The 20,563-nt window shown below is 66.2% G+C and carries 19 protein-coding genes and 3 tRNA genes; 6 read left to right on the plus strand and 16 right to left on the minus strand.

Features of this window, described 5'->3' with window-relative positions; all coding sequences use genetic code 11:
- Window positions 1-94 precede the first annotated feature (94 nt).
- Window positions 95-1,240, plus strand: a complete 1,146-nt coding sequence (gene opgC / locus MBTS_RS06925; protein ID WP_056146177.1) for an OpgC domain-containing protein — start codon at window positions 95-97, stop codon at window positions 1,238-1,240.
- 220 nt (window positions 1,241-1,460) lie between these two features.
- The gene (locus tag MBTS_RS06930; RefSeq protein ID WP_147829562.1) at window positions 1,461-2,861 is read left to right on the plus strand and encodes a class II 3-deoxy-7-phosphoheptulonate synthase; all 1,401 of its coding nucleotides are present in this window, start codon (window positions 1,461-1,463) and stop codon (window positions 2,859-2,861) included.
- 272 nt (window positions 2,862-3,133) lie between these two features.
- On the opposite strand, the gene MBTS_RS06935 is transcribed toward MBTS_RS06930, so the two are convergent.
- The 12 genes from MBTS_RS06935 to rpmI all read right to left on the minus strand — a co-directional run bounded on the left by MBTS_RS06935 (window position 3,134) and on the right by rpmI (window position 14,474).
- Complete coding sequence (locus MBTS_RS06935; RefSeq protein ID WP_147829564.1) at window positions 3,134-3,877, minus strand: NUDIX hydrolase; 744 nt, start codon at window positions 3,875-3,877, stop codon at window positions 3,134-3,136.
- Window positions 3,834-4,313, minus strand: a complete 480-nt coding sequence (locus tag MBTS_RS06940; RefSeq protein ID WP_147829566.1) for a DUF983 domain-containing protein — start codon at window positions 4,311-4,313, stop codon at window positions 3,834-3,836. The genes MBTS_RS06935 and MBTS_RS06940 overlap by 44 nt, the downstream gene beginning before the upstream one ends.
- Window positions 4,314-4,514: 201 nt before the next feature.
- Window positions 4,515-6,827 (minus strand): ribonuclease R, encoded by a 2,313-nt coding sequence (gene rnr, locus MBTS_RS06945; protein ID WP_192215296.1) that lies wholly within the window; start codon window positions 6,825-6,827, stop codon window positions 4,515-4,517.
- Between the two features lie 138 nt (window positions 6,828-6,965).
- Window positions 6,966-7,295: a hypothetical protein gene (locus MBTS_RS06950; protein ID WP_192215297.1), complete on the minus strand. Its 330-nt coding sequence runs from the start codon at window positions 7,293-7,295 to the stop codon at window positions 6,966-6,968.
- A 293-nt stretch (window positions 7,296-7,588) separates the two neighbouring features.
- Complete coding sequence (locus MBTS_RS06955) at window positions 7,589-8,167, minus strand: NADPH-dependent FMN reductase (protein ID WP_147829573.1); 579 nt, start codon at window positions 8,165-8,167, stop codon at window positions 7,589-7,591.
- 120 nt (window positions 8,168-8,287) lie between these two features.
- Entirely contained in the window at window positions 8,288-9,124 is an 837-nt protein-coding gene (locus MBTS_RS06960; RefSeq protein ID WP_018044561.1) for a DUF1186 domain-containing protein, read from the minus strand.
- Window positions 9,125-9,372: 248 nt separating this feature from the next.
- A complete protein-coding gene (gene pheT / locus MBTS_RS06965) occupies window positions 9,373-11,796 on the minus strand; it encodes a phenylalanine--tRNA ligase subunit beta (RefSeq protein WP_192215298.1) in 2,424 nt (807 codons plus the stop codon).
- Window positions 11,793-12,263 (minus strand): hypothetical protein, encoded by a 471-nt coding sequence (locus MBTS_RS06970; RefSeq protein WP_147829577.1) that lies wholly within the window; start codon window positions 12,261-12,263, stop codon window positions 11,793-11,795. Before MBTS_RS06970 ends, pheT begins: the two co-directional genes overlap by 4 nt.
- Window positions 12,264-12,266: 3 nt before the next feature.
- Entirely contained in the window at window positions 12,267-12,551 is a 285-nt protein-coding gene (locus MBTS_RS06975) for a hypothetical protein (RefSeq protein ID WP_147829579.1), read from the minus strand.
- Window positions 12,552-12,568: 17 nt separating this feature from the next.
- Window positions 12,569-13,651, minus strand: coding sequence for a phenylalanine--tRNA ligase subunit alpha (pheS, locus tag MBTS_RS06980; protein WP_018044557.1), 1,083 nt, complete (start codon window positions 13,649-13,651; stop codon window positions 12,569-12,571).
- A gap of 198 nt (window positions 13,652-13,849) precedes the next feature.
- Window positions 13,850-14,224 carry a 50S ribosomal protein L20 gene (gene rplT, locus MBTS_RS06985; protein ID WP_018044556.1) on the minus strand — a complete coding sequence of 125 codons (375 nt, stop codon included), beginning with the start codon at window positions 14,222-14,224 and terminating at the stop codon, window positions 13,850-13,852.
- Window positions 14,225-14,270: 46 nt separating this feature from the next.
- Window positions 14,271-14,474 (minus strand): 50S ribosomal protein L35, encoded by a 204-nt coding sequence (rpmI, locus tag MBTS_RS06990; RefSeq protein WP_018044555.1) that lies wholly within the window; start codon window positions 14,472-14,474, stop codon window positions 14,271-14,273.
- A 318-nt stretch (window positions 14,475-14,792) separates the two neighbouring features.
- Between rpmI and MBTS_RS06995 the strand changes: the two genes are divergently transcribed.
- The 4 genes from MBTS_RS06995 (at window position 14,793) to MBTS_RS07010 (ending at window position 16,037) form a co-directional block, all read left to right on the plus strand.
- Window positions 14,793-14,869 (plus strand) — tRNA-Asp (locus tag MBTS_RS06995).
- A 57-nt stretch (window positions 14,870-14,926) separates the two neighbouring features.
- Window positions 14,927-15,003, plus strand: a tRNA-Asp gene (locus MBTS_RS07000).
- Window positions 15,004-15,128: 125 nt separating this feature from the next.
- Window positions 15,129-15,344, plus strand: a complete 216-nt coding sequence (locus MBTS_RS07005) for a hypothetical protein (RefSeq protein WP_056146211.1) — start codon at window positions 15,129-15,131, stop codon at window positions 15,342-15,344.
- A 192-nt stretch (window positions 15,345-15,536) separates the two neighbouring features.
- Window positions 15,537-16,037: a CAP domain-containing protein gene (locus MBTS_RS07010; protein ID WP_056146582.1), complete on the plus strand. Its 501-nt coding sequence runs from the start codon at window positions 15,537-15,539 to the stop codon at window positions 16,035-16,037.
- A 25-nt stretch (window positions 16,038-16,062) separates the two neighbouring features.
- Here the strand turns inward: MBTS_RS07010 and MBTS_RS07015 are convergent, their stop codons facing one another.
- The 4 genes from MBTS_RS07015 to clpX all read right to left on the minus strand — a co-directional run bounded on the left by MBTS_RS07015 (window position 16,063) and on the right by clpX (window position 20,508).
- Entirely contained in the window at window positions 16,063-16,317 is a 255-nt protein-coding gene (locus tag MBTS_RS07015; protein ID WP_056146214.1) for a hypothetical protein, read from the minus strand.
- Between the two features lie 46 nt (window positions 16,318-16,363).
- A tRNA-Val gene (locus tag MBTS_RS07020) sits at window positions 16,364-16,439 on the minus strand.
- A gap of 116 nt (window positions 16,440-16,555) precedes the next feature.
- Window positions 16,556-18,985, minus strand: coding sequence for an endopeptidase La (gene lon / locus MBTS_RS07025; RefSeq protein WP_018044551.1), 2,430 nt, complete (start codon window positions 18,983-18,985; stop codon window positions 16,556-16,558).
- Between the two features lie 251 nt (window positions 18,986-19,236).
- Complete coding sequence (clpX, locus tag MBTS_RS07030; protein ID WP_018044550.1) at window positions 19,237-20,508, minus strand: ATP-dependent Clp protease ATP-binding subunit ClpX; 1,272 nt, start codon at window positions 20,506-20,508, stop codon at window positions 19,237-19,239.
- Window positions 20,509-20,563 lie beyond the last annotated feature (55 nt).

Genomic DNA, 20,563 nt, shown 5'->3' on the forward strand with positions numbered 1-20,563 from the left:
GCGAGCGTGCCGTCCTCGACGAGTCCGGAGAAACGCAGTCTTAACGGGAACTCGTCCAAACTTGGTTGTAGACCAATTTCTGGACGACTCTTCCGTGATCGAGCGGCGCACGACGATCGATGCCATCCGTGGTCTCTGCCTCGTCAACATTTTCGTCAATCATCTCGATGGCGGCTATCTCTTCCACCTCTCGCCGTCCCGCCTCGGCTTCTCCGACAGTTCGGAGGTGTTCGTCCTGCTCAGCGGGATCTCGACGTCGCTCGCTTTCTCGAAGCGCCCGCATCCGGTGGACGTCGCCGGGCTCGTCAGACCCCTGTGGGTGCGGGCCATGCGGCTGCACACGTTCAATATTGCCCTGATTCTCGCCACCCTCGCCCTGCTCGCGCTCATTCTGGAAATCCGCGGGCCGATCGGCGAGGTCACGGGCGACGCGGCCTTGCTGCGCGACCACGGCCCCTGGACGATGTTCTGGCATGCGGTGACGTTCCGTCAGACCGTCGGCTATTCCAGCGTCCTGCGCCTGTACGTAGTGCTGATGCTGATCGCACCCGTCCTGCTGCGCCTGGCCGCGTGGCGCTGGTGGGCCCCGATCCCGCCCGCGCTGATCACCTGGGCCATCGCCGGCCATTTCGATCTCGTCTTGCCCAACAGTCTGTCCGGCCAACCCTTCGCCCTGACCATCCTGCCCTGGACCCTCCTGTTCGCGACAGGGATCGCCCTCGGCCGGGCGATGACGCTGGACGTCCCGTTGCCCCATAGCGGCTCGGCGCTTGCCCTATCCCTGGCCTACCTCGCCACATACCCGATGCTCGCCGCGATCGTGATCCGCGTCTCGCCGGACGCCCTCGAATGGGCGGAGCATCGCAACGCGTCGTTCTGGTTCGGCGCCAGCAAAACCTACCAATCGCCGCTGCGTTTCCTGCATGTGATGGCCCTGGCCTATGTCGTCGCCGCCGCGCCGCGAGCGCCGCTCATCCGCCTGTTGTATCGGATGGGGCCCGATCACCCTCTCAGTCGCCTCGGCCGGAATTCCCTTCTCGTCTTCACCGTCGGAGCCGTCGCAGCCGTGGCGGTGAGCGAAATGCTCCATCTCGTCAGGATCCACGTCACCGACGTCCTCGCCGCGAGGATCGCCATCGAGTTGGCGCTGACAGGCATCTTCATTCGCGCCGCGCTCTGCCTCTCACCCAAGGCCTCGCGCCCAGGTCGATCCGCTCCGGCGGTCCCCGCCATGGCGTGAGGCCCGAGGAACCCGGCCGCCTTCGGTCTCGCCCCCTCGATGTCACGGGCGAGGAACCCGCTCGCCGTTCCGCCGTCTCGCCGTGGCGATGACCTCGCGCGCGGGGCAGCCCGTCGATCCGAAGCGCTCGCTTCTCTCCGAGAACCGCTCTATAAGCCGCGCTCTTCGCAAAGGATTCCCCCTTTCGTGAAGCCGGCCGAGAGGTGGACGGGAGATCATCATGGGCGAGCGTTGGACATCGAAGACCGGTTGGACGCCGACATCCTGGCGCAACCTGCCGATCCAGCAGGTACCGGCCTATCCGGATGCCGCTGCGCTCCAGACGGTCGAGACCCAGCTCGCCAGCTTTCCGCCCCTGGTTTTTGCAGGTGAGGCGCGCAAGCTGAAATCCGCGCTCGCCCGCGTCTCCACCGGGGAAGCCTTCCTGCTGCAGGGCGGCGATTGCGCCGAGAGCTTCGACGAGCATTCGGCCGACAACATCCGCGATTTCTTCCGCGTCTTCCTGCAGATGGCGCTGGTGCTCACCTTCGCGGGCGGGTCGCCGGTGGTGAAGGTCGGGCGCATCGCCGGGCAGTTCGCCAAGCCGCGCTCCTCGCCCACCGAGACGATGGATGGCGTGAGCCTGCCGAGCTACCGGGGCGACATCGTCAACGGCATCACCTTCTCGGAGGAGGCGCGCATCCCCGATCCGCGCCGGCAGTTGGAGGCGTACCGCCAGTCGGCGGCGACGCTCAACCTGCTGCGTGCCTTCGCGACCGGCGGCTATGCCAATCTCGAGAACGCGCACCGCTGGATGCTCGGCTTCGTCAAGGACAGCCCGCAATCCTCGCGCTACCAGGACGTGGCGGAGCGGATGAGCGACGCCCTCGACTTCATGCGCGCCATCGGCATCAACCCCGAGACGCACCAGGAGGTCCGCACCACGGATTTCTTCACGAGCCACGAGGCGCTGCTGCTGGGCTACGAGGAGGCGCTGACCCGCGTCGATTCCACCAGCGGCGACTGGTACGCCACGTCGGGCCACATGCTCTGGGTCGGCGACCGCACCCGCCAGGCCGACCATGCGCATATCGAGTATGCGCGCGGCATCAAGAACCCGATCGGGCTGAAATGCGGGCCGTCGATGACCTCGGAAGGGCTGATCAAGCTGATCGATCAGCTCAACCCGGAGAACGAAGCGGGCCGCCTGACCCTGATCTGCCGCTTCGGCGCGGACAAGGTCGGCGAGCATCTGCCCGGTCTGATCCGGACGGTGGAGCGCGAGGGCCGCAAGGTCGTGTGGGTCTGCGACCCGATGCACGGCAACACCATCTCGGCCGGCCGCTACAAAACGCGTCCGTTCGAGCGGGTGATGACGGAGATCGAGGGCTTCTTCGGCGTCCACCGGGCGGAGCAGACCATCGCCGGCGGCATCCATCTCGAGATGACCGGCAAGAACGTGACGGAATGCACCGGCGGCGCCCGCGCGCTGACGGCCGACGACCTGCAGGATCGCTACCACACCTATTGCGATCCCCGCCTGAATGCGGAGCAGGCCCTGGAAGTCGCGTTCCTCACGGCCGAACTGGTGAAGCGCGAGCGCGCCGAGATCGTCCGCCCGCGCCTCGACGCCGCCGAATAACGTCGAACCAAGGCCCGCATACGAAAGAAGCCCTCTCTCCCGGCAAGGGACAGAGGGCTTTTCCATGCCATATCCGCCGCGACGCCATCGCGCCGGCGGATGGCCTCGTCCCAATGCGGCTCAGTGCAGCCAGGGCGTGAAGAAGTAGATCAGCAGAATGATCGGCAATGGGATGCCGATCAACCACAGCAAACCGCCCTTCATCATGGTCGTACTCCAACTCTATCCTCGTTTGTTCAACGGAATGTGAGCGGGTCCGGTTCCTGGATCGTCTACAGAACCTCGCGGACGTTCCGGCCGTTGCGCTCGTAGAAGAACGGGATCGGCAGGTAAGGCGCGAACCCGCCGGCGATCTGCACCTCCAGCTCGTCGAGGACCACGCGGGTGATTCGCGGCAGGTCGAGTTCCCGCGCCTCGGCGAAGCTCACCCAGGCGAGTTCCACGAGTTCGGATGTCGGCGTGACGATCCCCGGCTGTTCGGCGGCCACGGCCTTGCGGTCGATGGTGAAGAAGCGCGTGTCGAACCGGCGCGGCCGGCCCGGCGGCGTGATCGCCCGCGCCACGAGGTGGAGCGCTTCGAGGTCGGGCATCACACCGAACTGCTTGAACGCCTGCCAGCTTCCCTCCGGCACGGTCTCGGGCGGGCCGTATTCGGTGGTGCCGAGGAAGAGGCCGGTCTCCTCATGGGTCTCGCGGATCGCCGCCAGGGCGAGCGCCCGCCCGAGGGAGTGCGAAGCGCGGGGCACGCGTTTCACCAGGGCGTCCTCGGCCCGGGACGAGAGGGCACCGGCCACGCTCATGCGCCGGTCGCCGGGCTCGATCCGCCCGCCGGGGAAGACGAACTTTCCGGGCATGAAGGCGAGGCCCTCATGCCGCTTGCCCATCAGGAACTTGGGATGCCGCGCCGTGCGGTCGATGATGATGAGGGTCGCCGCGTTGCGGGGCCGCAGAGCGGCGGCGCGCCTGGGGGATTCAGGCGCGGCCGAGGCCGGGGGTAGGATTGTCGCTTGGTCCAAGCTGAACCTCCTCGGAGCGGGCAATTGCCACGCTTGGGCCAGTCGGTAGCGTGGCAAAGCCCCCCATGCCAAGGGCGTACTGCAATCCGACCACCGCGCCCTTCACCGGCTGCAGCAGGGCAAGGGCCGATCCGAGGGTGACGATCGGCCAGAACGAGAGCTGAAACCACAACGGCACGTCGTAATTCGTCTCGAGCTCGAGGATGAAATACCCGACGATGTGTCCGATGATGAAGATCACAACATAGGGAGGAAGGTCATCCGCCCGGTGGTGGTGGAATTCAAGCCCGCACGCGTCGCAGGCCGGGCGGACCTTCAGGAACTTGCCGAAGAGCTTGCCCTCGCCGCAATGCGGGCAGCGGCACACGAAGCCACGCGCCATGGATTTGACGAGGCCGATGCGCTCACCGGGCAGGGACTCGACGCTCGCTGTCATGGCTTCCCTACTTTCTGCTTCAAATCTCGAACGCCGCAACCTCTTCCCGAGGTGCCCGCGAAGCGGGCCTCGAAGGAGCCCTCCAGCCACCACTGAGCCAGCTGGAGCCCTCCTTCGAAGCCGCTGACGCGGCACCTCAGGATGAGGGGAGCGGTAGGGAGAGATGAACGCTCAACGTTCAGTGACCCTACACCAGCCGCCCTAGCGGCGCGACCCGCGGTGGCGCGACCCGGAGTTGCGGATGCCGGCGGGCCTGCCGGGCGGTCCGGCCTTGTGGAAACTCGGCGAGCGCGGAGATCTTGCCCCCCCGGCCCCGGGCCTCGTCTGGCCTTCGGAGAGCAGTTCGAAGCGCAGGGCGCCGGCCACGGCCGCCGCCTCCACCAGCCTCACCTCCACCCGGTCGCCGAGGCGATGGGTCTCGCCGCTGCGCGAGCCGACCAGGGCGTGGCGGGCCTCGTCGTGGTGGTAGAAATCGTTGCCGATGGTGGAGATCGGCACGAAGCCGTCGGCACCGGTCTCGTCGAGCTTGATGAACAGCCCGGCGCGGGTGACGCCCGAGATCTGGCCGGTGAAGGTGGCCCCGACCCGGTCGGCGAGGTGATGCGCGATGAGCCGGTCGATGGTCTCGCGCTCGGCCGCCATGGCGCGACGCTCGGCGGCCGAGATCTGCTCCCCGATCTGGTCCAGGGCGCCCACCGTCACGTCGGAGGACAGGCCGTCCGATCCCAGCCGGCAGGCGGCGATCAGCGCCCGGTGAACGATGAGGTCGGCATAGCGCCGGATCGGCGAGGTGAAATGGGCGTAGCGCCGGAGATTCAGGCCGAAATGCCCGAGATTCTGCGCGGCATAGACGGCTTGCGCCTGCGAGCGCAGCACGACCTCGTTGATGAAGATCGCGTGCTCGGTCTCGGCCACGGAGCCGAGGATGCGGTTGAACAGGGCGGGGCGGAGTGCCCCTTCCTTGGGGATCTTGATGCCGATCGAGGCCAGAACCTCGCCGAGCGCGCGCATCTTCTCCAGGGCCGGCTCGTCATGGACCCGGTAGATCAGCGGCTGCTTGGCCTGTTCCAGGGTCTCGGCGGCGGCCACGTTGGCCTGGATCATGAACTCCTCGATGAGCCGGTGCGCGTCGAGGCGGGCCGGCACCACCACCCGGTCCACGGCCCCGTCCGGCGTCAGCAGCACCTTCCGCTCGGGCAGGTCGAGGGCGAGGGGGCCGCGGGCCTCGCGCGCCGCCGTCAGAGCCGCGTAGGCGGCCCAGAGCGGGCGCAGGATCGGCTCCAGCAGCGGCGCGGTCGTCTCGTCGGTGAATCCGTCGATGGCCGCCTGCGTCTGGGCGTAGGACAGCTTGGCGCGCGAGCGCATCATCACCCGGTGGAAGCTGTGGCGCTTCTTCACTCCGTCGGGGCCGATCACCATGCGCACCGCGATGGCGGGGCGATCCTCCTTTTCCCTCAGCGAGCAGAGATCGTTGGAGATGCGCTCCGGCAGCATCGGGACGACGCGGTCGGGGAAATAGACCGAGTTGCCGCGCAGCAGCGCCTCGCGGTCGAGGGCCGAGCCGGGGCGGACATAGGCGGCCACATCGGCGATGGCGACGGTTACGACGAAGCCGCCCTGATTGGCCTCGTCCGGGTCCGGCACCGCCATCACGGCGTCGTCATGGTCCTTGGCGTCGGGGGGGTCGATGGTCAGGAGCGGCTCGGCGCGCCAATCCTCGCGTCCCTTCATCCCCACTGGCTCCACAGCGTCGGCCTCGGCCAGGGTGTCGGCGGCGAAGACGTGGGGGATGTGGTGGAGATGCAGGGCGATCAGGCTCACCGCGCGCTCGGAGCCGAGCGACCCGAGGCGCTCGGTGACGCGCCCTCGCGGCAGGCCGAACCGGCTCTCGCTGACGAGGCTGACGCTGACAAGGTCGCCGTCCCGCGCCTCGCCTTCCTCGCCGGCAGGAATCGCGATCTCGCGGCCCTGCGCCCGCTTTTCAACAGGCACGATGCGTCCGCCGTCGGGGCCGGAGCGGTAGACGCCGAGCACCTCCGCCTTGTTCTTGCCGATCACCTTGATGACACGGCCGGAATAGCGCCCGCTCTCGCCGGGAATGAGTTCGACGCGCAGAAGGGCGCGGTCGCCGATACCGGGCGCGGCACGGCCGGGTTTCTTGCCGTTGCGCGGTGACGAGACAAGGATCTTCGGGGGCGGACCCTTGGCGTGGTCCCATTCCACGGGAACCGCGAAGAAATCGCCGTCGCGATCCCGCGACTTGATATCGGCCAACGTCACCGGCGGCAGCCGGCCGGGCGGAACCAACCCGGCCCGCCCGCGCTCGATCTCCCCTTCCTCCTCGATCTCCTTGAGGATGCGCTTCAAGCCGATGCGGTCGGCACCCTTGATGTCGAAGGCCGCGGCGATCTCGCGCTTGCCGACCTTATCGGTCGCCTGCGCGATGAAGGCGAGGATCTGCTCGCGGGAGGGAAGGGCGCTCTGCCCGGGGTTGGGATTGATGCGTCTGGCCAAATGTCTCTGGGCTCGAACTCGTATAACGCGCCGCTCATGTCTTGGCGGCGAGAGGTCGAAAGGCCTCAGGCTCGGGCCTTTCCACATCCGTCAACATGGGACCGCGCGAGGCCGGGGGCAATGTTCTTCCGATGTTCATCAACCGGTGGACGCGGAACCGACGATCCGCTCCACCCCGGCATCGATGTCGAAACCCGGATCGGTGATGTCGGCGAGGCTGAACGGGCAGGCGACCGGCAGCGTGAACGAGACCCGGGTCTCCGAGGCACGAAGCTCGGGGGCCTCCGCCTCGCAGACGGCCAAGGTCCAGATCCCGTCTATCTTCAACCCCGCCACCGCCGACGGGTCCGAAGCGAGCGCAGCATGGGCGCGCCTCGCCTCGTCACGCCAGCGAAGACTCGCCGCGTCGTCGGAGATCAGCGCCGCCTTCACGAGGCTGGCGAGAAGGGTCTGAAGAATCGTCGTCATTGCTGCGGCCTCCGGCATCATGGAGGGTCAACGCGCAAGACCCGCGCCGGGCCTCGCATCGGCGGTTTCCCGGCACGGAGCATTACCCTCAGAGCCTGTTTGAGTCGCTTTTCCAACGCTTTAACTCATCCTGAAGTGCCGCGTAGTGGCCTCGAAGGAGGCTTCCAGACATCGTGCGCCAACTGGAGGGCTCCCCCAAAGCCCGCTGACGCGGGCTCCTCAGGATGAGGCGGTCTGCTGGGATGCTCGACTCTGGCGTGAGCATCCGCTGAGAAATCCAATCGAACAGGCTTTCAATACGGGGTGCCCTTGGCGCGCTGCGCCTTCAGGGCCTCGGCGTGCCAGACGAGCTCGTCGAGGAACCGCTTGGCGGCCTTCGAGAGCCATTCCTCCTGCGGCACGCCCTCTTCGTCGAGCGCCTTGTGGATGCGGGGGATCGGCAGCAGCGACGCGATGCTCGGCGCGCCGAGCTCGGCCATCATCGCCCGGAGCTGCATCGCCGCCCGTACCCCACCATATTGACCGGCCGAGTAACAGACGATGGCCGAGGGCCGCCAGAAATACTCTTCGAGGAAATGATCGAGCGTGTTCGAGAGGGCCGGCGGGATCGAGTGGTTGTACTCGGCCGAGACGACCACGAACGCATCCGACCGGCGGTAGAGCGTGGCAAGGTCGTCCAGCACCGGAGGCGCCTCGCCCTTGGGATATTCCTTGTACATCTTGTCGAGAAGCGGAAGCTTCAACTCGGCCGGGTCCACCAGCGGAGCTTCGATGCCGCGCTCCTGCAGGCGCGCCACGAGGAATCGCGCCGCGCGCAATCCCTGACGTTCGCTGCGGACGGAGCCGAGGATGACGGGGATCACGAGGGACATGGCGCTGCTCCGGCGAAGATGAATGCGGTGGGTTCATCGTAACGCCACAGGTGAAGGCTGTCGCGTCCTCGCGACCGGACCCGCCGGACCTTTACGGTCCGGGCCGATCCTCACCCTTCGTCAGGCCGCGTTGAGGCAGCACTTCTTGTACTTCTTCCCGCTTCCGCACGGGCAGGGATCGTTGCGGCCGATCTTCACCGGATTGCGGATCGGGAGGCCCGCCCCCTCGGCGGTCCAGGCCAAGGCCCCGATGGGATCGTCGAACGTGCCGTAATTCTGTCCGTCGAACCGCTGCAGGTCGCTCGGCTTCGCGGTCGCCCGGCGCAGGGTGGTGTGAAACCACCCTGCATCGCTGAACTCGTCGCTCAGACGCCCGTCGGCCCTGGCCGCCGTGCTCCGCAGGGCAAGGTCGGCGAAACCGAGAAGCGCGATGGTCTCCTCCCAGCCGACCCAGGCGATGTCGCCCTCGACGGCGGCGCGCTTGTCGTCGAACCGCACGAGGAGATCGTGGGTCTGGGTCCGGTCGATCCGTCCGATCTGGGTCAGGTAGGCGAGGGCGGCGAAGACTTCGTAGCGGGCAAAGCCGTCCACCGTCGAATCGAGCAGCAGCGCATGCATCGGCGCCACGTCGCCGTCGAAGAGGCTGGTGAGCATCTTCGCCATGGTGATGGTGAGGGCGTCGCCGAGGAGCGCGTCCAGCCCATCGGAATCCTCGCGCCGCAGGATGGTGAGAAGCGGGAGGAAGGCCCGCGTCTCGCCGGCCGCCGCCAGGACGTGTACTCCCCAGAACAGCAGGTTGCCCTGCGCCTCGTCGAGCTCCTTGCCCTCCGCCGCCATGCCGAGAACGGCGAGGACCGGCTCGGCGATGTCGGCGGGGCTCGCCAGGGCCTCAAGCATCGCCGCCTTCGGCAGATGCTTGGCGGCCGACAAGACGTCGATCAGTTCCTGGTTCGCCATGTGGTCGGCTTCCTTGTCTGGAGTTCCGAGCGCCGTTTCAAAGCCTGTCTGATCGGATTTTTCGGTGGCTGCTCATGCTCGAGTCGATCATCGAAGCAGACAACCTCAGCCTGAGGTGCCTTTGCCCCGGCGAAGGGCCTCGAAGCAGGCCTCCAGAGGCCGGTGCGTGATCTGGAGCCCTCCTTCGAGGCCGCTACGCGGCATATCAGGATGAGGTAAGGCCTTGGAAAAACACCTCAAACAAGCTCTCACCCCCTCAAAGTCGCGCCGGTCTTGCGGGCGACCTCGGCGACGATCTTGGCCGTCACGGCCTCGATCTCCGTGTCGGTAAGGGTCCGCTCCACCGGTTGGAGCCTCACCGCGATGGCGACGGATTTCGCGCCCTCGGGGATGCCCGTCCCCTCGTAGATGTCGAAGACGTCGATCCCGGCGATGAGCTTGCGCTCGGCAGCTTGCGCCGCCTTCACCACGTCGCCCGCCGCCACGTCGCGCCCGACGACGAAGGCGAAGTCGCGCGAGATCGGCTGGAAGTCGGAGAGGGCCAGCGCGGGCTTCACCTTGGTGGGGCGGTATTTCGGCAGGGGGATCGTATCCAGGGTGATCTCGAAGGCCACGAGCGTGCCCTTCAGGTCCAGAGCCTTCATCACGCGGGGGTGGATCTCGCCGAAATAGCCGATCTGGTTCTTCGGCCCGAACTGCATCGTGCCGGAGCGTCCGGGATGAAGCCAGCCGGGGCCACCCGCCACGATCTGGAGGCCGCCGGTCGGCACGCCCAGCGCCGTGAGGAGCGCCAGGGCGTCGGCCTTGGCCTCGAACGCATCGACGGTGGCGGCGGCCCCCGCCCAATGGCGGCCGGCGCCCTCGTGGCGTGCCGTTCCCCGGCGAATGGCCGTGGCGCGGATCGACTGGCCCTCGGGCTGGTCGGTCTCGAAACACTGGCCGACCTCGAACAGGGCGACGTCGCCGTAGCCGCGGTCGGCATTGCGCTGGGCCGCCCGGAGCAGGCCGGGCACCAGGCTCGGGCGCATGTCGGAGAGATCGGCGGCGATGGGGTTGGCCAGCGCCAGATCCGCCTTGCCGCCGCCGAACAGGACGGCGTCGTCATGCGGGATGAACGACCACGTCACCGCCTCCACGAGGCCGCGCGTGGCCAGCGCCCGCTTGGCGAGACGCGTGCGCTTCTGCAGGGGGGTCAGCGTCGCCTTGGCGATGGCGGCATCACCGCGCGTCAGTGGCTTCGGCTCGATCCGGTCGAGGCCGGCGATGCGGATGATCTCCTCCACGAGATCGGCCTTGCCTTCCACATCCGGGCGCCAGGACGGGGTGAGAACCTTCACCCGCTCGCCCGAGCCGGCCACGTGAAACCCGAGGGTCTCCAGCGTCACCTTCATCTCGGCGCGGGACAGCTCGATCCCGGCGAGCCGGCGGGTCTCGGTCCAGGGAAAATCGATGACACGCTCGGTCTCGGGCAAGTCACCGGCGATCACCGCCTCGCTCGGCGTGCCGCCACAGATCTCGACGACCATGCGGGTGGCCAGATCCAGCCCCGGCAGGGCGAAGACGGGGTCGACGCCGCGCTCGAAGCGGTAGCGGGCATCGGTGATGATGCCGAGACGCCGGCCGCTCTGGGCGATGTTCGCCGAATCCCACAGGGCGGATTCGATGATGACGTCCACGGTGCCGTCGTCGCAGCCGGAGGCCTCGCCGCCGATGATGCCGCCGATGGATTCGGGGCCGTTCTCGTCGGCGATGACGACGATGCCGTCATCGAGCGCATAGGTCTTGCCGTCGAGGGCCTTCAGGCTCTCGCCGTCGCGGGCGCGACGGACCGTGAGAGCGCCCTTCACCTTGGCCGCGTCGAAGACGTGGAGCGGGCGTCCGCGATCGAAGGTGAGGTAATTGGTGATGTCCACGAGCGCGTTGATCGGGCGGAGGCCGATGGCGCGCAGGCGGGCCTGCATCCAGTCGGGGGAGGGGCCGTTCTTCACGCCGCGCACGAGGCGCAGGGCGAAATACGGGCACAATCCCTTATCGAGGGGCTCGAAATCGAGGGCGACCGGCACGGGGCACTCGCCCTCGCCACGCACAGGCGGCATCGGCTCGCGCTTCAACACGCCGATGCCGGCAGCCGAAAGATCGCGGGCGATGCCGTGGATCGAGGTACAATCCGGGCGGTTCGGGGTGAGGTTGATCTCGATGACCGGATCGTCGAGCCCGGCATAGAGCGCGTAGGCCTGGCCGGTCGGGGCGTCCGCTGGAAGATCGAGGATGCCGCTGGAATCCTCGCCGAGGCCGAGTTCGGCGCCCGAGCACAGCATGCCGAGGCTCTCGACGCCCCGGATGTTGCCGACCGCCAAGGTCTTGTCGAGACCGGGCACGTAGGTGCCGGGGGGCGCGAACACCGTCTTCATCCCGGCGCGCGCATTCGGCGCACCGCAGACGACCTGCACGGGCTGCCCGTCGCCGGCATCCACGGTGCAGACACGCAAACGGTCGGCGTTGGGGTGCTGTTCGGCCGTGAGCACATGGGCGACGACAAAAGGCGCGAGCGCCGCCGCCTTGTCCTCGATGCCTTCGACTTCGAGGCCGATCCGCGTCAGCGTCTCGGAGATGTTCTCCAGAGACGAGTCGGTGTCGAGGTGCTCCTTGAGCCAGGAGAGGGTGAATTTCATTTTCTTCTCGCCTGGAAGAGGAGGTGAACGGCTAGGGTCTGACGGTCTGGGCCGGTCAAACCCTCTAAGCGCGAGACGACACTTCTTGCCCGATCAAGATGTTCCTTGACCGCGGCCAGCTCGAACAGGTTGCTCCGGGGAGGCGAATAATCCGCAATCATGCGCGCCTCCTGAAGCTGGATCAGGTCGGTTCCGATGTCCCGTAGAGCGATCGTCTGCTTCAACGGGCCATTCGTCTGGAATGCATTCTTCATCGGGCCATGATCGATGCCGCGATAGACGCGTTCGAAATCAGCGGAGTTGGTATCGCCGCCGGGCAGCATCTCGGAAGCACAAAGCCACATGAGGGCATGGAAAGCCGCATAGTAGGCCGAGCTAACGGCCCGCCGCTTCGCCGCACCGCTACGGGGGTTCTGTTCGACCAGAGCTTCCGCCTGATCCAACATGAGATCGACCATCGACGCCATGGATCAGTCTATATCGCTCTCAGTCTGCTTTTCGCTGGCGACATCGTTCTTCAACAAGATGAAGCGATCCTCTCCTCGGCTGATGAGAGCAGACCTCAAGATATGGCTGGCATTCAGCAGCGGATCGGGCTTCGTATCTGGCCGACGTTGATAACGAGCGACGATCTTGATGACCGGATCTCCGTCAAAATCCGAACTGGAGACGGCTTCGGCCCCCAGGAACCCGGCCTCGGGAACCTGCTCGCGCAGAACCTCGGACACCAGTCTGGTAATCTCCTGATCGGTCATCGATCGCTCCATGCCCATCAACTCGTCAGCCCGGCCACCAAGCTCGGGATGTCCAACGGGCGGAAGCCGTAATGCTCCAGCCATCGCACATCCGCCTCGAAGAACGGGCGCAGGTCGGGCGTGCCGTATTTCAGCATCGCGATCCGGTCGATGCCCATGCCGAAGGCGAAGCCCTGGACGAAATCCGGGTCGTAGCCGCAATTCCTGAGCACGTTCGGATGGACCATGCCGCAGCCGAGAATTTCGAGCCAGTCGGTGCCCTCGCCGAAGCGGATCTCGCCGCCTTTGCGCGAACACTGGATATCGACCTCCGCCGACGGCTCGGTGAAGGGGAAGAAGGACGGCCGGAACCGCATCTTCACCGCATCGACCTCGAAGAAGGTGCGGCAGAACTCCTCCAGCACCCATTTCAGGTTGGCGATGGTGGCGCTCTTGTCGATCACCAGCCCCTCGACCTGATGGAACATCGGGGTGTGGGTCTGGTCGGAATCGTGGCGATAGGTGCGGCCGGGGCAGATCACGCGGATCGGCGGCTCCTGGGACCGCATGGTGCGGATCTGGACCGGAGACGTATGGGTGCGCAGCACCTTGCGCTGGCCGTTGCGGTCGGGCGCCAGGAAGAACGTGTCGTGCATCTCGCGCGCCGGATGGCCGGGCGGGAAGTTGAGGGCGGTGAAGTTGTAATCGTCGGTCTCGATGTCCGGGCCTTCGGCCACTGAGAAGCCCATATCGGCGAAGATCGCGGTGATCTCGTCCATGACCTGGCTGATCGGATGGATGCGCCCGCGCGCTTCCGGCGCCTCGCGCACCGGCAGGGTCACGTCGATCCGCTCCGCCGCGAGGCGGGCTTCGAGGGCTGCTTCGGCCAGTGCCTCGCGCCGCGTGGCGATGGCGCCCTGGACCCTGTCGCGCAGGCCGTTGATGAGCGGACCGCGCTCCTTGCGCTCGTCCGGCGTCATGCTGCCGAGGGTCTTCAGCAGGTCGGAGATCGAGCCCTTCTTACCGAGCGCCGCGACGCGCACGGCATCGAGGGAGGCCTCGTCGGACGCGCTCCCGACCTGTCCGAGCAGATCGCCTTCGAGGGTTTCGAGATCGGTCATCGGTTCAAACCACCGGTTGGCATCTGGCCTTCGGATCGTGTGCGGCCCCCGCGAGCGGTTTTGCGGGTAAGCGCCGCCAATGCAAGCGCGCCTGCCGACGATCCTTTGCGAAAAACGAAGGCGCGGCACCTTTCGGTCCGCGCCTTTCGCATCGACGAATGAGAGGGCGTGTGAACGCGCCTCAGGCAGCCTTACGGATCAGGCAGCCTTGGCGAGGTCCGGGAGAGCGGCCTTGGCCTTCTCCACCACCACCGCGAAGCTGGCCGGCTCGTGAATGGCGAGCTCGGACAGGGCCTTGCGGTCCACCTCGATGCCGGACTTCGCGAGACCGTTGATGAAGCGCGAATAGGTCAGGCCGTGCTCGCGGACAGCGGCGTTGAGGCGCTGGATCCAGAGAGCGCGGAACGTGCGCTTCTTGTTCTTACGATCGCGGTAGGCATACTGCATGCCCTTCTCGACCGCCTGCTTGGCGATCCGGATCGTATTCTTGCGCCGGCCGTAATAGCCACGGGCGGCCTTGAGGACTTTCTTGTGCTTTGCGTGACTGGTCACGCCGCGCTTGACGCGGGCCATGGGTTCTCTCCTGGATTACGAAAACAGTATCGGCTGCGGCGAAGGATTACCGGCTGTTGGGCAGGAAATACTTCTTCACGTTGGCAGCATCGCCCTCGAACAGGGTGGTGGTGCCGCGCAGGTTGCGGATCTGCTTCGTCGTCCGCTTGATCATTCCGTGGCGCTTGCCGGCCTGGGCATACATAACCTTGCCGGTGCCGGTGATCTTGAAGCGCTTCTTCGCGCCCGACTTGGTTTTCAGCTTGGGCATTTGGCTCTCCTGAACGCGCATGCCCTCCGACCCTGGGACAGGTCGAAGGCGTGCGCTCGGTTGATGCTTCTGATGGAGCAGCACGAACCGCCACGGCAGCCCTATCGGCCGGGCGGTTCAACGCGAGGGGGCGTATGACAGAAAAGAGACGTGGTTTCAATGGCGGCCGTGCTCGTCGAGCCGTCTCCCCGTCCGCACGATCCCGTCTCGAAACGACGGTGACCGGATTTTCCATGGAAATGCGGCGTCCGGTTGCTTGACAGGCCGGGGTGCGGAAACTAGACCCCCGACACCGCCGGAAACGGGGCGGGACGCCGTGCGGGCGTAGCTCAGTTGGTTAGAGTGCCGGCCTGTCACGCCGGAGGTCGCGGGTTCGAGTCCCGTCGCCCGCGCCACGTCCATCATCGACCCGCATCATGTGGGACGATCCGAATGCCAAGCTACCCAGATACGCGGGCGTAGCTCAGTTGGTTAGAGTGCCGGCCTGTCACGCCGGAGGTCGCGGGTTCGAGTCCCGTCGCCCGCGCCATTCACACAACCCAAATCACCGAACGTGCAGCCTCGATACGGGTCGCGCCGGGGATACACTCGACACGGGACGTTCGCGCCCTAGCCTTTTCCCGAGCGCAACTCGCGAAATGGGCTGTCCGAACCATGGCAGGCTTCTTCTTCCTGTATTTCACCGCCTGCATGGCGAATGCGCCGGAAACCTGCGAATCGAAGCGGCTGCCGCTCGATGTCGCCGATGCGAGGGGCTGCATCCGCGTGGCACAGCCGCAGTTGGCGCGGTGGATCGACACCCATCCCGACTACCGTATCACAGCGTGGCGCTGCGGTTCGCCGCCCCGGGAGCTCGGAACGCGGATCTGACGGGATCGGCGCCGGGTTCGAGCTTCGCCTGAATCCATCCGCACAAACACCACGCGTGGCGGATCGGATACACCCGCCCGTCCAACGACCCGGTTCGTCCCGCCGCCGCGATTTCGCCCCATCGGACCGGGATGGCGGAGCCGACGACACCGCAGCGCAGCGAACCGGCACCGAGCGATGATCCCCTTTTCCATGTCTCCCATTCTGTCGCGGCTATGCGCCGTCGTCCTCGTGGGGAGCCTACTGACGCTCGGCGGCTGCGGCGGGCCGACGATCCTGCCCGAGGCCGACAACCTCACCAGCCCGGTGATCCTGGACGAGGGTGCCGCCGCCGCGGCGATCTCCCGCTACAGGGCGTCGCACGGCCTCGGCCCGGTGGTGCTGGATTCCAGCCTGATCAGGGCGGCCTCCTACCAGGCGGAATCCAATGCCAAGGCCGGCAGGCTCAGCCACGAGATCGGCGGCACCTTCGAGTCGCGCATGGCGCGGGCGGGATTCGGCCGCTCCTTCGCGGCCGAGAACCTCAGCGCCGGCTCCAACACCTTCGACGAGGTGCTCGCTCGCTGGAAAAATTCGTCCGAGCACAACAAGAACATGCTGATGCCTCAGCTGAAGCGGATCGGCATCGCCCGCGTCGATGCGCCGGGTACGCGCTACAAGCGCTTCTGGGCCCTGGTCCTCGCAGGAAACTGAAGCGCATCCGTCCTCGCAGCGCGGCTCAATCCGTGAGCTGATCCGACTCGGTCAACCCGTCCTGGATGCTGCGGATGATCGTGCGCATCTCGGGGATCATCGCGATGGCCCTGGCGATCCGCAAAGCCTCCTCGCGGGTCATGAGGCCGGTCGCCTCCCGCTTCTCCGCCTCGTCGGAAAAGTAGGTCCAGGCCACGGCGGCCCCGTCCGCATCCTCGATACAGAAACTCTCGACCTTCTCGACGACGAGCCAGGGTGTGGGGAAGCCGCGCGCGGTCATCGCTGGTCTCTGTAGCCGGGGAGGGGCAAGGGAACGGGAAGAGGCGTGGTGGGCGGTGACGGGCTCGAACCGCCGACCCTCTCCGTGTAAAGGAGACGCTCTACCAACTGAGCTAACCGCCCGATGCGCGCCGCATCGTTAATCCAAGCATCGTCGGGATGGCAACCCTCAGCGGGCCACAAAGAAAAGGCCCCGGAGCGTACTCCGGGGCCTTTCCATTTTCAAAGCACCCTATCGCCTAATGGGCGATCACGGTGGCGGGCTCGTCCTCGCCGACGACGGGACGGCGCGGCGAGGGGAGGGGCTCCTCCCACTCGATCGGCACCGGCTGCCGCACGAGGGCGTGCTTCAGCACCTGATCCATCCGCGAGACCGGGATGATCTCCATCCCGTTCTTCACGCTGTCGGGCACCTCGGCGATGTCCTTGGCGTTTTCCTCGGGGATGAGGACGGTCTTGATCCCGCCGCGCAGAGCCGCGAGCAACTTCTCCTTGAGGCCGCCGATTGGCAGGATGCGGCCACGCAGGGTGACCTCTCCGGTCATCGCCACATCCTTCCTCACCGGGATGCCGGTGAGGGTGGAGATGATGGCGGTGGCCATGCCGATACCGGCAGACGGACCGTCCTTCGGGGTCGCCCCTTCGGGAACGTGGACGTGGATGTCGCGACGCTCGAACAGCGGAGGCTCGATGCCGAAGTCGACGGCCCGGGAGCGGACATAGCTTGCCGCAGCCGAGATCGACTCCTTCATCACGTCACGCAGGTTGCCCGTGACCGTCATCTTGCCCTTGCCGGGCATCATGACGCCTTCGATCGTCAGCAACTCGCCGCCGACCTCGGTCCAGGCGAGCCCCGTCACCACACCGACCTGATCCTCCTCGTCGATCTCGCCGTAGCGGAACTTCGGCGCACCGAGGAAATTCGGCAGGTTCTCCTCGGTGACGGCGACGGCCTTCACCTTGGTGATGAGGATCTCCTTCACCGCCTTACGGATCAGGTTCGAGATCTCGCGCTCCAGGTTACGCACGCCCGCTTCCCGCGTGTAACGGCGGATGAGCATGAGAACGCCCGAATCGTCGATCTCCCATTCCTTGACCGTGAGGCCGTGCTTCTTCACCGCCCCCGGGATGAGGTGCTTGCGCGCGATCTGAAGTTTCTCTTCCTCGGTGTAGCCGGCGATACGGATCACCTCCATGCGGTCCATCAGGGGCGCAGGGATGTTGAGCGTGTTCGCCGTGGTCACGAACATCACGTCCGAGAGGTCGTAATCGACCTCGAGGTAGTGATCGTTGAACGTGCCGTTCTGCTCCGGGTCGAGCACCTCGAGGAGCGCCGCGGACGGATCGCCGCGGAAATCCTGGCCCATCTTGTCGATCTCGTCGAGCAAGATGAGCGGGTTCGAGGTCTTGGCCTTGCGCATCGACTGGACGATCTTGCCGGGCATCGAACCGATATAGGTCCGACGGTGACCGCGGATCTCGGCCTCGTCACGCACGCCGCCCAGCGACATCCGCACGAATTCGCGGCCGGTCGCCTTGGCGATGGACTTGCCGAGCGAAGTCTTGCCGACGCCGGGAGGTCCGACAAGGCACAGGATCGGGCCGGTGAGCTTGTTGGCGCGCTGCTGCACGGCGAGATACTCGACGATGCGCTCCTTGACCTTCTCAAGACCGAAATGGTCCTGGTCGAGCATGGTCTGGGCGCCCAGCAGATCCTTCTTGATCCGCGACCGCTTCGACCACGGGATGCCGAGCATCCAGTCGAGGTAGTTGCGCACGACGGTGGCCTCGGCCGACATCGGCGACATCTGGCGGAGCTTCTTCAACTCGGCCGTCGCCTTCTCACGGGCCTCCTTCGAGAACTTGGTCTTCTCGATCTTCTCCTCGATTTCGGCGAGCTCGTCCTTGCCGTCCTCGGAATCGCCCAGTTCCTTCTGGATCGCCTTCATCTGCTCGTTGAGGTAGTACTCGCGCTGGGTCTTCTCCATCTGCCGCTTCACGCGGGTCCGGATGCGCTTTTCCACTTGGAGCACGGAGATCTCGCTCTCCATCAGCGACAGGACGCGCTCGAGGCGCTCGGCCACCGTGGGGATTTCGAGGATCGCCTGCTTGTCGGCGATCTTGACCGCGAGATGCGAGCCGACGGTATCGGCGAGCTTCGAGGGCTCGTCGATCTGGGTGACAGCGGAGACGACCTCGGGCGAGATCTTCTTGTTGAGCTTCACGTAGTTCTCGAACTCGGAGATGACCGAGCGGGCGAGCGCCTCGGCCTCGACGGGGTCTCCGAGCTCGTCGGTGAGCGTCTCGACCTCGGCCTCGTAGAACGAGTCCGATTTGTTGAAGTTCGTGATCCTGGCGCGACCCGCGCCTTCGACGAGCACCTTCACGGTGCCGTCGGGCAGCTTCAGCAGTTGCAGGACGCTGGCCAGCGTGCCGATCTTGTAGATCGCATCGGTGGACGGATCGTCGTCGCTGGCATTGATCTGGGTGGCCAGCAGGATGTGGCGGTCGGTGCGGACGGCCTCTTCGAGGGCGCGGATCGACTTCTCGCGGCCGACGAAGAGCGGCACGATCATGTGCGGGAAGACGACGATGTCGCGCAAGGGCAGAACGGCGTAGGAGCCCGTCGAACCCGGAACGACCGGCTGGCGAGATTTCGATTGGGACATGTCGGACTTCCTCTTGATGGACTCCGGGCTCTAGCTCCTCGAAATGAGCAAGCATCCTGCCACGGGCCGACCAGGCCGCATCGCGGGGTCGGGGACATCGTTGAACTGTGAGGCTGGAGGCGGACACCGCACCTCAGAAGGTGAGCGTGCGGCCGTCGCGTCTGACAATTCAGATGGAAGCCGGGGAGGACTTTTTCAAGAATTCTCCCCGGACCGTTTCGGCGGCTAACCTCGGCCGCCGAGTCGCACCCTCAGGCGCTGACGCTCGCCGGAACGTCCTTGTTGCGGTCGCCGTGGATGTAGAGGGGGCGCGACTTGCCCTCCACCACTTCCGGACCGATCACCACCTGCTCCACGGATTCGAGGCCGGGCAGGTCGTACATCGTCTCGAGCAGGATGGTCTCGAGGATCGAGCGCAGACCACGGGCGCCGGTCTTCCGCTCGATGGCCTTGCGGGCCACCATGGAGAGCGCCTCGTCCTGGAAGGTGAGGTCGACATTCTCCATCTCGAACAGGCGCTGGTACTGCTTGACGAGCGCGTTCTTGGGCTCCTGCAGGATGCGCTTGAGCGCGGTCTCGTCGAGGTCCTCCAGCGTCGCCAGCACGGGCAGACGGCCGACGAATTCCGGGATCAGGCCGAACTTCAACAGGTCCTCGGGCTCGACATTGCGGAAGATCTCGCCGGTGCGGCGGTCGTCCGGAGCCTGGACGGTGGCGCCGAAGCCGATCGAGGTGCCCTTGCCGCGCGCCGAGATGATCCGCTCCAGGCCGGCGAAGGCGCCGCCGCAGATGAAGAGGATGTTGGTGGTGTCGACCTGCAGGAATTCCTGCTGCGGGTGCTTGCGGCCGCCCTGCGGAGGCACGGAGGCGACGGTGCCTTCCATGATCTTGAGGAGGGCCTGCTGCACGCCTTCGCCCGACACGTCGCGGGTGATCGACGGGTTGTCGGACTTGCGAGAGATCTTGTCGATCTCGTCGATGTAGACGATGCCGCGCTGCGCCCGCTCGACGTTGTAGTCGGAGGCCTGGAGCAGCTTGAGGATGATGTTCTCGACGTCCTCGCCGACATAGCCGGCCTCGGTCAGCGTCGTCGCGTCGGCCATGGTGAAGGGCACGTCGAGGATGCGGGCCAGGGTCTGCGCGAGCAGGGTCTTGCCCGAACCGGTCGGCCCGATCAGCATGATGTTGGACTTCGCCAGCTCGACGTCGTTGTGCTTCGAGGCGTGGGCGAGGCGCTTGTAATGGTTGTGGACCGCGACGGAGAGAACCTTCTTCGCGAAATCCTGGCCGATAACGTAATCGTCCAGAACGCGGCGGATCTCCTTCGGCGTGGGCACGCCGTCACGCGATTTCACCAGGGAGGACTTCGATTCCTCGCGGATGATGTCCATGCACAGTTCGACACACTCGTCGCAGATGAACACCGTCGGGCCCGCGATCAGCTTGCGGACCTCGTGCTGGCTCTTGCCGCAAAACGAGCAGTACAGCGTGCTCTTCGAGTCGTTGCCGCCAGTCTTGCTCATGTCGGTCTCCGTTCGCGGGTGCGACGCCAGCCCCGGGGCGCACGCGCATCTTTTA

This window comes from Methylobacterium bullatum (genome assembly GCF_014845095.1).
Classification (GTDB): Bacteria; Pseudomonadota; Alphaproteobacteria; order Rhizobiales; family Beijerinckiaceae; genus Methylobacterium; species Methylobacterium bullatum.